This window comes from Streptomyces venezuelae ATCC 10712 (assembly GCF_008639165.1).
GTDB classification, from domain to species: Bacteria; Actinomycetota; Actinomycetes; order Streptomycetales; family Streptomycetaceae; genus Streptomyces; species Streptomyces venezuelae.
In genome coordinates, this window is record NZ_CP029197.1 from 2,913,009 (window position 1) to 2,924,920 (window position 11,912).

10 protein-coding genes are annotated in these 11,912 nt (G+C 71.2%); 5 read left to right on the forward strand and 5 right to left on the reverse strand.

Annotated features, from left to right (window positions below):
- Positions 1 to 23 precede the first annotated feature (23 nt).
- Positions 24 to 2,432: an immune inhibitor A domain-containing protein gene (locus DEJ43_RS13290; RefSeq protein WP_015033880.1), complete on the reverse strand. Its 2,409-nt coding sequence runs from the start codon at positions 2,430 to 2,432 to the stop codon at positions 24 to 26.
- A 360-nt stretch (positions 2,433 to 2,792) separates the two neighbouring features.
- On the opposite strand from DEJ43_RS13290, the gene DEJ43_RS13295 reads away from it, so the two are divergent.
- Complete coding sequence (locus DEJ43_RS13295; RefSeq protein WP_015033881.1) at positions 2,793 to 3,107, forward strand: hypothetical protein; 315 nt, start codon at positions 2,793 to 2,795, stop codon at positions 3,105 to 3,107.
- Positions 3,108 to 3,117: 10 nt separating this feature from the next.
- On the opposite strand, the gene DEJ43_RS13300 is transcribed toward DEJ43_RS13295, so the two are convergent.
- Together DEJ43_RS13300 and DEJ43_RS13305 are read right to left on the reverse strand one after the other, a co-directional pair.
- Complete coding sequence (locus DEJ43_RS13300; protein WP_015033882.1) at positions 3,118 to 3,897, reverse strand: RDD family protein; 780 nt, start codon at positions 3,895 to 3,897, stop codon at positions 3,118 to 3,120.
- 92 nt (positions 3,898 to 3,989) lie between these two features.
- A complete protein-coding gene (locus DEJ43_RS13305; RefSeq protein ID WP_150253459.1) occupies positions 3,990 to 5,528 on the reverse strand; it encodes an RDD family protein in 1,539 nt (512 codons plus the stop codon).
- A gap of 334 nt (positions 5,529 to 5,862) precedes the next feature.
- On the opposite strand from DEJ43_RS13305, the gene DEJ43_RS13310 reads away from it, so the two are divergent.
- Positions 5,863 to 6,354 carry an SsgA family sporulation/cell division regulator gene (locus tag DEJ43_RS13310; RefSeq protein ID WP_015033885.1) on the forward strand — a complete coding sequence of 164 codons (492 nt, stop codon included), beginning with the start codon at positions 5,863 to 5,865 and terminating at the stop codon, positions 6,352 to 6,354.
- Positions 6,355 to 6,383: 29 nt separating this feature from the next.
- Here DEJ43_RS13310 and DEJ43_RS13315 read toward each other — a convergent pair whose 3' ends face one another.
- Complete coding sequence (locus tag DEJ43_RS13315; protein ID WP_015033886.1) at positions 6,384 to 7,751, reverse strand: FAD-binding oxidoreductase; 1,368 nt, start codon at positions 7,749 to 7,751, stop codon at positions 6,384 to 6,386.
- 98 nt (positions 7,752 to 7,849) lie between these two features.
- Here DEJ43_RS13315 and DEJ43_RS13320 point away from each other — a divergent pair, with 98 nt between their 5' ends.
- Entirely contained in the window at positions 7,850 to 9,319 is a 1,470-nt protein-coding gene (locus DEJ43_RS13320; RefSeq protein WP_202490753.1) for a tetratricopeptide repeat protein, read from the forward strand.
- A 142-nt stretch (positions 9,320 to 9,461) separates the two neighbouring features.
- Here the strand turns inward: DEJ43_RS13320 and hppD are convergent, their stop codons facing one another.
- On the reverse strand, positions 9,462 to 10,607 hold the full coding sequence (gene hppD / locus DEJ43_RS13325) for a 4-hydroxyphenylpyruvate dioxygenase (RefSeq protein ID WP_015033888.1): 1,146 nt from the start codon (positions 10,605 to 10,607) through the stop codon (positions 9,462 to 9,464).
- Between the two features lie 121 nt (positions 10,608 to 10,728).
- On the opposite strand from hppD, the gene DEJ43_RS13330 reads away from it, so the two are divergent.
- A complete protein-coding gene (locus tag DEJ43_RS13330) occupies positions 10,729 to 11,196 on the forward strand; it encodes an Lrp/AsnC family transcriptional regulator (protein ID WP_041662431.1) in 468 nt (155 codons plus the stop codon).
- A gap of 130 nt (positions 11,197 to 11,326) precedes the next feature.
- On the forward strand, positions 11,327 to 11,908 hold the full coding sequence (locus DEJ43_RS13335) for an ArsR/SmtB family transcription factor (protein ID WP_015033890.1): 582 nt from the start codon (positions 11,327 to 11,329) through the stop codon (positions 11,906 to 11,908).
- The last annotated feature ends 4 nt before the right edge of the window (positions 11,909 to 11,912 follow it).

The following is an 11,912-nucleotide window of genomic DNA, read 5'->3' on the forward strand; positions in this document are numbered from 1 at the left end:
GCTTTGACCTGCGGTTTTACCAATTACTTGGTGGAGGGGCCCACCTGAACCGTGATCGTCTGGCCATCCTTCGGCTCCTTGACGACCTGGATCTTGGTGTTGGTGTCAGTTACCTGGACACCGGCGCGCTCGGTCTCCTTGTACCAGTACGTGCCCTTGCGGTCGTCGAAGACCGGGTTGCCGGCCTGGGACGGGACCCAGGTGCCGACGCCGGCCTTGTGGAGCGCGAAGCCGTCCGTACGGGAGAGGCTGAACGGCGCGTCGTACGACTGGACGCGGTTGCGCATCAGGGTGCCGTCGGAGTACTTCAGCGGGCTCGGGTGCGCGTCGATCGGGAGGATCAGACCGGCGCCCGGGTGCTGGGAGGTGTTGTTGTCCTTCTGGGACAGGTCCCACTTCCAGATGAGCAGACCGTTCTGGTACGCGTAGTGCTCGACCCAGCTGGACTTGGCACCCGTGAACCCGAAGTTGTACGGGCCGACCTTGAGGGTCTTGTCGTACGAGACGTACTGGCGGTTCTCCGCGATGTAGTACTGCTCGTACTCCTTCGTGAAGCCCTTGCCGACCCGCGAGAAGCCCTTGGCGACCCAGCCGTTGTCACCGTTCTCGGCGTTGTCCGAGAAGACGGCGGCACCGTCGGCGGTCAGCGTGATGGCGTCGGCCGTGAAGCCCTTGCCGCCCGCGCCGCCGTCCGTCTGGTAGCGGAAGCGGAGGTCGAACTTCTTGCCCGCGTAGGCGCCCAGGTTGTAGACGAGCTTCTTGCGGGTGTCCGAGACGCCGGTCAGCGCCGGGGAGCCGGCCGCGTCGCGCGGGAGGGCAACGCCGTCGGCGGTGCCGTCCAGGGCCGTCCAGTTGGCGCCGCCGTCGGTCGACACCTCGGTGTAGAGGTAGTCGTACTCGGCCTCGATGTCGTACCAGCCCTGGAGCTCCAGGGAGGCCGCCGTCTTGCCGGTCAGGTCGACGGAGCGGGTCAGGGTGTTCTTGAGGTCGTCACCCATGTTGCTCCACCACTGCGTGGCGCCCTCGGCGGGGGCCACGATGTCGGTGGTGACGTTCTTCTTCGGCAGCTCGACGACGAGCGCCTGGGGGTTCTTGGTGTTGTACTCCGAGACGCCCAGCTTGTGGGTGGTCTTGGTGGAGCGCTGCCAGTCGTTGACCTTGGCGTAGTTCAGCCAGCCGAGCTGGAGCTTGTCCCAGGAGGTCATGTCGCCGGGCAGGTCGCCGATGGCGTCCTTGCCCTGGCCGAGCCAGGAACCGGACGACATGAGGGTCCAGAACCCGGTCGAGTTCTCGCCGCCCGCGGTGTCGTAGTGGTCCGGCAGACCGAGGTCGTGGCCGTACTCGTGCGCGAAGACGCCGAGGCCGCCGTTCTCCGGCTGCATCGTGTAGTCGCCGACCCAGATGCCGGTGTTGCCGATCGGGGTGCCGCCGGCCTTGTTGTTCGCCGGGCCGGTCTTGCCCGCGTTGGTGCCGTAGGCGTACCAGCGGTGGGCCCAGAGGGCGTTGGTGCCCTCGGCGCCGCCGCCGGCCGACTCGTCCTCGCCCGCGTGCACGAGCTGGAAGTGGTCGATGTAGCCGTCGGGCTCGTTGAAGTTGCCGTCGCCGTCGAAGTCGTAACGGTCCCACTGGTCGTACTCGGCCAGCGTGGCCTTGATCTGGGCGTCGGTCTTGCCCTTGGCCTTCTGGTCGGCCGTCCAGGCGTCGAGGCCGTCGCGGACGGTGTCCCAGACGTTGGAGCAGTTGGTCTGGCCGCAGTAGTTCGAGCCGTAGCGGGCCTCGTTGTACGGGACCTTGACCCAGTCGGAGACCGTGCCGTCGACCGAGTAGCGGCCGGACGAGGTCTTCTCGTAGTAGGTCTTCAGCGACTCCTTGGGCTGTCCCTTGGCGTCCTTGCCGGTGCCGAAGTACAGGTCCTGGAAGTGCTTCTGGTTGTAGTCCGCCTGCCAGGCCGTGGAGTTGTCGTTCGCACGGTCCGGCTTGGCTATGCGGTTGTGCAGGGGGCCGGGCTCGCCGCCGTACTTCGGCTTGAGGTCCGGGGTGTCGTCGTCCTTGCGGTCGACCAGGGTGGTGTTGTCCACCTGGTCGCCGAACTCGACGAGGATCGTGAAGATCTTGTCGGTCTTCTCCCGGCCGAGCTCGACGTACTTCTTGCTGTCGAGCTTGACGACCTTCGAGCCGTTGCGGCTCTCGACCTTGGCCTCGCCGTTCAGCACCTGCTCCAGGGCAGCCTTGCGCTGCTGCGCCTGCTGCTCGCTGTAGGGGCCTTCGAGGTCGTGGTCGACCGTCGTCTTGTCGACGGTCTGGATGCCGGCCGGCGTCACGCTGCCGTGGTTGTCGGCCCAGGCGGTGGTGAAGGTCGAGGCGGTGGCGGCGGTGGCCGCGAGCGCCACGACGACTGCGGACGCTCTGATCGCCCGTCGTCTGTTGGTCACTTGATATGTCCTCCCCGGCGCCCGCGCTTCGGACCGAAGGTGGGGTGTCCGTCCGGCGGGTCGCGCGTCACAAGTGACGACATTCGACCGGAGGGAGACAAGAAAAGACAGATCTTGACTTGCACAGACCAAGTGCACTATGTGGGAGTCGGATTTCGATATCCGGACACTCTCCTGTCCCTCCCCGGACGCCCCCCGGACCTCAAGAGGCGCATTGACGGCGGCACTTGCTCGCCCGCATGACTCCGTGCGCCCCCTGTGCACCCGGCACTGTGGGGTGGCTCACGCTTACGTTGGGTCCGCCCGGGCATCCACTGCCGTAGGGAGTCGAACCGTTGTCCTGAGAGGGCGGTACCCGTCATGCAGCGACCGAACGCCGCGCAGCTCGCCTACGGTTCGGCCACCGTCGTCGTCGCGACCGTCGCCCTGCTGCTGCTCTCCGGCACCACCAGCACCCTGGGCATCACCGCGGTCAGCCTCGCCGGACTGCTGCTCGGACTGCTCGTGGCGGTGACGATGCCGGTGCGGACGACCGCCGTCAAGGCCCCGGACGAGGTTCCGGCGCAGGTTCCGGTGCACGTCCAGGCACAGGCCGCCGCTTCCCCCGAGAACGAGAAGATCCGGGTACCGGCACCGCGTGTGGGCGCGGGGGCCGATGCCCGGATCTCTTCGTGAAGGGGTCCGCTCACCGCGGGACGGAGACCACCACCGTCTTCGCCGCCTTGTCGTGCAGACCCTGCTTGTAGGGCTTGTCGACCAGGATCAGGATCAGGATCAGCAGCGGCCACAGGCAGGCGCAGCAGATCAGCGCGGGCAGCCACAGGACCACGGCGCGCAGCAGCGACTGGCTCATCGGGGGCGTCGAGCCGTCGTTGAGCATCGCGACCCGCAGCTTCATCCACTTCTTGCCGAGGGTCTGGCCGTCCTTCGCCACCATCACCGTGTCGTACGCGACGTACGCGACGATCGTGATCAGCTGGAAGACCAGCTGGCTGCCGCCGTTGAGGCTGTTGACCGTGTCGCCGAAGTCGTTGCCGTCGTCGGTCGCCCGCGAGTAGATGTCGAACGGGATGCCGATGAGCGCCAGCGGGATCGCGATGATCAGCCAGTCGATGATCCGGGCGATGATGCGCTTGCCGGACTCGGCGAGCGGCGGCATCCCGGAGAGCGGGTCGCTCCCGCCGTAACCGCCGCCGTAGCCGCCGTACGGGGGCGGGGGCGGCGGCATGCCGTTGTCGTACGGGGAGCCGCCCGTGGGGCCGTACGGCGAACCCCCCGAGGGTCCGTACGGACTCCCGGACGGGGGCCCCTCGGGGGGCGGCGGTCCGGACGGCGGCGGCCCGGACGAAGGCGGCGGCCCGGGCGGGGGCGGCTGGCCGGCGGAGGGCGGCGGAGGCTCCTGCGGCCTCTTGAGGAAGGGGTCGTCCTCGGGCGGCTGGTCGGGCGGCGGCTGGTCGGTGCTCATGGGGGCAGTGCATCCCGGGCCGGGAGCCCCCGCAAGGAATCACCGCCCGTTCGGGGGACCCCCGGCCGTCGGGGGTCCGGGACGGCGGCGGGTCAGCGGGCGACGAAGGTACGGGCGGCCTTGTCGTGCCAGCACTGGCGCCAGGGCCGGTCGAAGAGGCACCACAGGACGTTGAGCACCCCGATGGCCAGGAGCCCGAGGACCCCGTAGACGAGCCAGCGGCGCAGCGCCGCTCCGAACCTCGGCGGCTGGTGCGCCTCGATGTCCCGCACCTCGATCCCGCACAGCTTCTTGCCGAGCGTGCGGCCCCACTTGGCGACCGGCAGCACCTCGTACAGGACACCGATGACGAGGAACGCGGCCAGCGCGATGCCGAACTGGACGGAGGTCGTGCCGTCCACCAGCCAGACCTGGACGGTGGCGCCGGACTGCTTGGCCGCCTCGATCTTGCCGTCGATGTGGTCGAGGGCCGCGGTCACCAACGGGAACGCGGCGGCGCCGACGAGCGCGCCCAGGACGAGGGTGTCGACCAGCCGGGCGAGCAGCCGTCGGCCGAGCCCCGCGGGGCGGGCGGAGGCCTGCGCGCGGGCCGCCTGCACGAACAGGTCGTCGACGGGCGGCTTCCAGGGGACGACGGGCTGCTGCTGTTCCTGCGGCTGGGACTGCTGGGCCCAGGAGGGGGCCGCGGGCGCGGGAGCCGGAACCTGCGCCTGCTGTACGGGAGCCGGGGTGGGCGACTGCTGTACGGGGGGCTGCTGGACGGGCGTTCGCTGTACGGGCGTCTGCTGTACGGGCGTCTGCTGTACGGGGGTGGGGGCGGGGGCCGCCGTCACCGGCTCGGGCGCGGCCGGCTGGGGCGCGGCCGGCTGGGGCCGGAGGGCCTGAGGGGTCTGGGGGGTCCGGGGGGCTTGAGGCGCCTGGGAGGACTGGGGGCTGTGCGGGGTCTGAGGGGGCTCAGGAGCCTGCGGGGCCTGGGGGGCCGGCTCGGGCTGGCGCTGGGCGGGGGCGGGCGTGGGCATCGGCGTGACGGGCATGCCGCCGAGCCGCGCGGCTCCCCCGGCCGTCCGGGGGTCGGCGGCGCGCTCGGGAGCGGGCTCCCGCACCTCGGTGGGCTCGTTCGCGCCGGCCACCGGCCAGTCCGCCGGGGTCCGCGGGTCGGGGGTCCGGGGCGAGCCCCAGGAGACCCGCTGGTCGCGCTCGCCGCCGAAGCCGGTCTGGCGGGAGGTGTCGGCCTGCCAGGCGGAGGCGGGTTCGGCCGCGGCCGGCTCCTCGTCGAAGAAGACCGGCCCGGTCTCCTCGACGGTCGGGACCGGTGCGGGCGCCTGGGCCTGGGCGGGGACGTGCGCCGGGGCCTGGACCTGCGCGGGCGGCGCGGAGGCGGCGGGCCGCGCGGGCTCGGCGACGCTCTGCACGGAGACGGGCGCGGGGGCCGGGCCGGAGGCCAGGATCGGGCCGGCCGGGATCGCCGAGGCGGGCGGACGGGGCGCGGCCTCGCCGTCCTTGGGCGCGGGCCGGCTCGTGCCGGGGACCCAGGCGGCGCCGTTCCAGAACCGGATGTATCCGGGAATGGACGGGTCCGGGTAGTACCCCGCCTGCGGTACCTCTTCGCCGCCTCCAGGAGGAGTAGCCACTGCCCCGACTCCGTTCAGTCACAACGCCCTTGATCCGCGCGGCCGCGTGCCGGGCGTGCCGCGCCCAAGGAGGACAGTAACGAAGAACGTCCCCGAGGGAAGAAAGAGCCCGGGAGAAAGCCCGCCTTCGGGGGGACGCGTACCGGAATCGATCACTCCCGGTGATGTTCGGGCCGGTACATGGGCCTTGCCCGCCGGCTACCGTCCCCTCGCACCTCCTACCCGGAAAAAACTTCCCGAAAAAACTTCCCGAAGTCGCGTAATGAGCCGTGGGTGCCCCGCTCTCTCCTGGTGAAGGCCCGCCCGGGGCCGGTCCGCGAGAGGGAGAACGACCGTGCAGAACACCGACAACACCACCGTCGAGCGCGAGCTGGAACTGAAGCTGGTGCTCTCGCCCGAGCGCGCCGTCCCCGTCCCCGCCCGGCTCGCCTACCGCACCGACGACCCGTACGCCGTCCACATCACGTTCCACGTCGGCACCGACCACCCGGTCAACTGGACGTTCGCCCGCGAACTCCTCGTCGAGGGCGTGTTCCGTGCCTGCGGCCACGGCGACGTGCGGATCTGGCCCACCAAGGTCGACGGCCGCAACGTCGTCCTGATGGCGCTCTCCTCCCCCGACGGCGACGCGCTGCTCGAAGCCCCGTCCGCGCAGGTGTCCGCCTGGCTGGAGCGGACCCTGCGCGCGGTGCCGCCGGGCACCGAGTCCGACCGGCTCGGCATCGACGACGGCCTCGCCGAACTCCTGGCCACCACCGTGATCGCCGACGAGCTGTGGCTGCGCGACCCGTGGCCGTCGGACGAGTCGCAGGACGGCGAGCAGTGAGCCCCGTACCCCCTCGTGCGGAGCGGGACTCAGAAGAGCTTTCCGGGGTTGAGCAGCCCCAGCGGGTCGAACGTGGCCTTGATCCCGCGCTGGAGTTCCAGGCCGACCGGCCCCAGCTCCCGCGCCAGCCAGTCCTTCTTGAGGACGCCCACACCGTGCTCGCCGGTGATCGTGCCGCCGAGCGCGAGGCCGAGCGCCATGATCTCGTCGAAGGACTCGCGGGCGCGCCGCGACTCGTCCTCGTCGGTGTGGTCGAAGCAGACGACGGGATGGGTGTTGCCGTCTCCGGCGTGCGCGCAGACACCGATGGTGAGGCCGTACTTCCGGGCGACGGCCGCCGTGCCGTCGAGCATCTCGGCGAGCCGCGTCCGTGGCACGCACACGTCGTCGATCATCGTCGCGGACTTGATCGTCTCCAGGGCCGTGAGCGAGAGCCGGCGCGCCTGGAGGAGGAGTTCGGACTCGGCGGTGTCCGCGGCCGGGACGACCTCCGTGGCGCCCGCCGCCTTGCACAGCTCCCCGACGGCGGCCAGGTCGGCGGCCGGGTCCGGGGTGTCGAAGGCACACAAGAGCAGCGCTTCGGTGGTGTCGGGCAGACCCATGCGCGCCAGCTTGTTGACCGCCTGGACGGTGGTGCGGTCCATCAGCTCGAGCAGCGACGGGGTGTGGCCGCGCTCCATGATCGCGCAGACGGCCTCGCAGGCGGCCGCCGACGAGGGGAACTCGGCGGCCAGCGCGAGCTGCGCCGGAGGCTGCGGCCGCAGGGCCAGGACGGCCCGCACGACGATGCCGAGGCTCCCCTCCGAGCCGACGAAGAGCCTGGTCAGGTCATATCCGGCGACGCCCTTGGCGGTGCGGCGGCCGGTGGTCAGGAGGCGGCCGTCGGCGAGGACGACGTCGAGACCGAGGACGTACTCCGCGGTCACCCCGTACTTCACACAGCACAGGCCCCCCGAGGCCGTACCGATGTTCCCGCCGATGGTGCACATCTCCCAGCTGGACGGGTCCGGCGGGTAGTACAGGCCGTGCTCGGCGACGGCCCGTGAGAGCACGGCGTTGATCACACCCGGTTCGACGACGGCGATCCGGTCGACCGGGTTGATCTCCAGGATGCGGTCCATCTTCACCAGGGAGAGCACGATGCAGCCCTCGGAGGCGTTGGCGCCGCCGGAGAGGCCCGTGCGGGCGCCCTGGGGGACGACCGGGACGCGGAGTTCGGTCGCGGTGCGCATCACGTGCCGCACCTGCTCCACGGTGCGCGGGAGCACGACGACGGCGGGGGCGCCGGACTCGCAGAAGCTCGCCATGTCGTTCGCGTAGGAGGCGGTCACGTCCGGATCGGTGAGCAGCGCCTCGGCGGGGAGACCCGCGCGCAGTCGCGTCAGAAGATCGTCCATGCGTCCAGCGTGGCACCCGGGGCCATCGGTGTGAACCCGCCGGGGCGGGCGCTTCGTGTGCTCTTCGTACAGGTGCGGGCGGGAGCACAGTGAGCGCCATGAAGACGCAGAACGTGTCGAGGACGGTCCTGGCGGCCGGAGTGGGCGCGGTGCTCGCGGCGACGGCGCTGGTGTACGTCCCCGAGTTCCTCGACCAGGGGCCGCCGGCCCCGCCCGGCCCCGCGGAACGGGCGACGATCGCGGCGCACGCGGGCGCGCAGGCCTCGCTGCCCGACCTGGCCGCGCTGATCACCGACCGGGAGAAGTGGCTGCGCGCCCACCCCGGCGACGACGCGTCCTGGGCCGAGCTCGGCGCGGCGTACACGGAGCGCGGGATGCGCCGCGGGGACCCGCGGGACTACCCGCGGGCCGAACGGGCGTTGCGGCGCTCCCTCGCCGAACGGCCCGCCGCGCGCGGCAATCTGGACGCACAGCTGGCGCTGGGGGCGCTCGCGGGGGCGCGCGGCGACTGGAAGTCGGCGAAGGAATGGGGCGAGAAGGTCCGCAAGGCCGACCCGAAACGGTGGCCCGCCTACCCGGTCCTGATGGACGCGTACAACGGCCTCGGGGACTACGCGGCGGCCCAGAAGGCCATGGAGACCCTGGAAGAGCTCCACTCGGGCGCCGCGGTGCGCACCAGGGCCTCGCAGACCTTCCGCGACCGGGGCTGGCGCGAGGACGCCGACGCGGCCGCCCTCGACGCGGCGGCGCTCGCGGAGACCGACGCCGAGAAGGCGGCCTCGCTCGCGCGGCTCGGGGACCTGGCGTGGGAGCGGGGCGAACCGGAAGAGGCGCTCGGCCGGTACGGGACGGCGCTGCGGCTCGTACCGGACCACGGGCCCTCGCTCGCGGGCCGCGCGCGGGCGCTCACGGCGCTCGGCCGGACCGACGAGGCGCTGCGGGACTGGCGGGCGGCGCTCGCCCGGCTGCCGCTCCCGGAGTACGTCCTTGAGGCCGGCGAACTGCACGAGTCACTGGGCCTGGACGGGGACGCGCGGGCCCTGTACGAGCGGCTGCGGACCGGCACCTGGGTCCGCGGGGAAGTGGCCCTGGCGCTGCTCGACGCCGACCACGGCGATCCGGCGGCGGCGGTCACCCGGATGCGGGCGGAGTGGGCGCGCGGACACCGCTCGGTGCGGGTGGCGGACGCGCTGGGGTGGGCGCTGTACCGGTCGGGCGCGCCCAAGGAGGCGCTGGAGTACGCGAAGAGGGCCACGGACGAGGGGCTGCGGAGCGCGCTGTTCTCCTACCACCGGGGGATGATCGAGCGGGCCGTCGAGGAGTACGGGCCGGCCCGCCGCCACCTGGCGGAGGCGCTGCGGATCAACCCGCACTTCTCGCCGCTGCACGCGGGGGCGGCGCGGGAGGCGGCGACGACCCTCGGTGACCCCCCGGACGAACTCCCCCGAGACCTCCGCCCCGTTGTGGGCAATCGTCCGCCAGGGGCGATGGGGGTCCCCCCTGCTCGAGCGAAGCCGAGAGCTTGGGGGAGGGTGGGCACAACGGACGGTGCCCCTAGCCGGGCCTAGGCTTTCGCGCCTGAACCCGCACCGGATGCGTGCCGCGCAGTAGGTGCGGGTCCAGGCACAAGGGGCGGAGGCGCCGCCAAGCGCGCCGTCCCGTGTGCCCACCCGTCCCGCCCTGCGGGACGATTGCCCACACGGGGGCGCGCTACAGGTTGCCGCGCTTTTCCTGCTCTCGTTCGATCGCTTCGAAGAGCGCCTTGAAGTTGCCCTTCCCGAAGCCCATCGACCCGTGCCGCTCGATCATCTCGAAGAAGACCGTCGGCCGGTCCTGCACCGGCTTCGTGAAGATCTGCAGCAGGTAGCCGTCCTCGTCGCGGTCGACGAGGATCTTCAGCTCGCGCAGGGTCTCGACGGGGACCCGCGTCTCGCCGGCCCACTCGCCGAGCGTGTCGTAGTACGAGTCGGGGGTGTCGAGGAAGGCGACACCGGCGGCGCGCATCGCGCGGACGGTGGCGACGATGTCGTTGGTGGCGAGCGCGATGTGCTGGACGCCGGCCCCGCCGTAGAACTCCAGGTACTCGTCGATCTGCGACTTCTTCTTCGCGATCGCGGGCTCGTTGATCGGGAACTTCACCTTGAGGGTGCCGTCCGCGACGACCTTCGACATGAGGGCGGAGTACTCGGTGGCGATGTCGTCGCCCACGAACTCCTTCATGTTCGTGAAGCCCATGACCTTGTTGTAGAAGCCGACCCAGTCGTTCATCTTGCCGAGCTCGACGTTGCCGACGCAGTGGTCGATGGCCTGGAAGGTGCGCTTCGCCGGCGGCTCGACGATCGGGTTCGCGGAGACGAAGCCGGGGAGGTACGGGCCGTCGTAGCCGGAGCGCTCGACGAGGGTGTGGCGGGTCTTGCCGTAGGTGGCGATGGCGGCGAGGACGACGGTGCCGTGCTCGTCCTTCAGTTCGTACGGCTCGGTGATGCCGGTGGCGCCGTGCTCGACGGCGTAGGCGTACGCGGCGCGGGCGTCCGGCACCTCGATCGCCAGGTCGACGACGCCGTCACCGTGTTCGGCGACGTGTTCGGCGAGGAAGCGGCCCCAGTCGGTGGAGACCTTGATGACGGAGGTGAACACGAAACGGGCGGAGCCGTTGGTGAGGACGTAGCTGGCGGTCTCGCGGCTGCCGTTCTCCGGTCCGGAGTAGGCGACGAGCTTCATGCCGAAGGCCGTGGAGTAGTAGTGGGCGGCCTGCTTGGCGTTGCCGACGGCGAAGACGACCGCGTCCATTCCCTTCACGGGGAAGGGATCGGCCTGCCGCGCTGTGGAGGGGGTGTGATCGATGGTCTCAGTCATGGCAGCAATGTCCCGCCGTTTGGCAAGGTGCGCAAGAGTTCGCTGATCTGCTGGGCATGTTGCACAGCGACACGCGAGTATGGCCGTGCGACTTGTACATCCTGACCATGGGGAGACCGTTGTGGCGATCGATCATTTGGACGGCCGGCTGATCACGCTCCTCGCGCGGGAGCCGCGCATCGGGGTCCTGGAGGCTTCCCGGCGGCTCGGGGTGGCGCGGGGCACGGTGCAGGCGCGGCTGGACCGGCTCCAGGCGAGCGGGGTGATCCGGGGGTTCGGGCCGCAGGTGGATCCGGCGGCGCTGGGCTATCCGGTGACGGCGTTCGCGACCCTGGAGATCAAGCAGGGGCAGGGGGCGGATGTGCGGGGGCACCTGGCGACGGTGCCCGAGGTGCTCGAACTGCACACGACGACGGGTCACGGGGACATGCTGTGCCGCCTGGTCGCGCGCTCGAACGCGGACCTCCAGCGGGTGATCGACAAGGTGGTCGCCTTCGAGGGGATCGTGCGGGCGTCGACCGCGATCGTGATGGAGAACCCGGTGCCGCTGCGGATCATCCCGCTGGTGGAGCAGGCGGCGCAGGAGTAGGCCGGGCCGCCCGGAGACGGCGGCGGTTGCTGCTGCCGCTGCCCCTGCCAAAGCTCCAAAGAAACCCTTGCAAAGAAGTAGTTGCAAAAAACCCTTGCAACTACTTCTTTGCAACTCTACGCTCTGAGCCATGTCCCAGCCCGAGGAATTCCCGACCCGCCAACTGGACCCCCGCAGCCTGCGCGGTCTCGCCCACCCCCTCCGCATCCAGCTGCTGCGCGCCCTGCGCAAGCACGGCCCCGCCACCGCCTCCCAACTGGCGGAGCGCCTCGGCGAGTCCAGCGGCGCGACCAGCTACCACCTGCGCCAGCTCGCGGCCCACGGCTTCGTCGAGGACGACCCGACGCGGGGCAAGGGCCGGGAGCGGTGGTGGAAGGCCGGGCAGGAGGGCACCACCGCCGACGAGACGCTCTCGGCGGACCCGGACCCGGAGGTGCGCGGCGCCCTCGACATCTACTCGCACGAGATCGCCACCATTCACACCCAGGAGCTGGGCACCTTCCTCGGCACCCGGCACGACTGGGGCGAGCGCTGGCTCGCCGCCTTCGACATGAGCGACTTCACCCTGCGCCTGCCCCCCGAGAAGCTCCGCGAGCTCGACCGGAAGATGCACGAGCTCATCGAGACGTACCGGGGCATCGAGGAGGCGGACGCGCCGGACGCCGAGCGCGTCCGGATCCACCTGCACGCATTCCCGCAGCACGAGAACTGACGGA

Excerpts from the sequence above, each read along its gene's own strand:
- hppD (WP_015033888.1), bottom strand. The coding sequence starts at position 10,607 with ATGACTGAGACCATCGATCACACCCCCTCCACAGCGCGGCAGGCCGAT.
- DEJ43_RS13295 (WP_015033881.1), top strand. The coding sequence starts at position 2,793 with ATGCAGCGACCGAACGCCGCGCAGCTCGCCTACGGTTCGGCCACCGTC.
- DEJ43_RS13300 (WP_015033882.1), bottom strand. The coding sequence starts at position 3,897 with ATGAGCACCGACCAGCCGCCGCCCGACCAGCCGCCCGAGGACGACCCC.
- DEJ43_RS13320 (WP_202490753.1), top strand. The coding sequence starts at position 7,850 with ATGAAGACGCAGAACGTGTCGAGGACGGTCCTGGCGGCCGGAGTGGGC.
- DEJ43_RS13335 (WP_015033890.1), top strand. The coding sequence starts at position 11,327 with ATGTCCCAGCCCGAGGAATTCCCGACCCGCCAACTGGACCCCCGCAGC.
- DEJ43_RS13315 (WP_015033886.1), bottom strand. The coding sequence starts at position 7,751 with ATGGACGATCTTCTGACGCGACTGCGCGCGGGTCTCCCCGCCGAGGCG.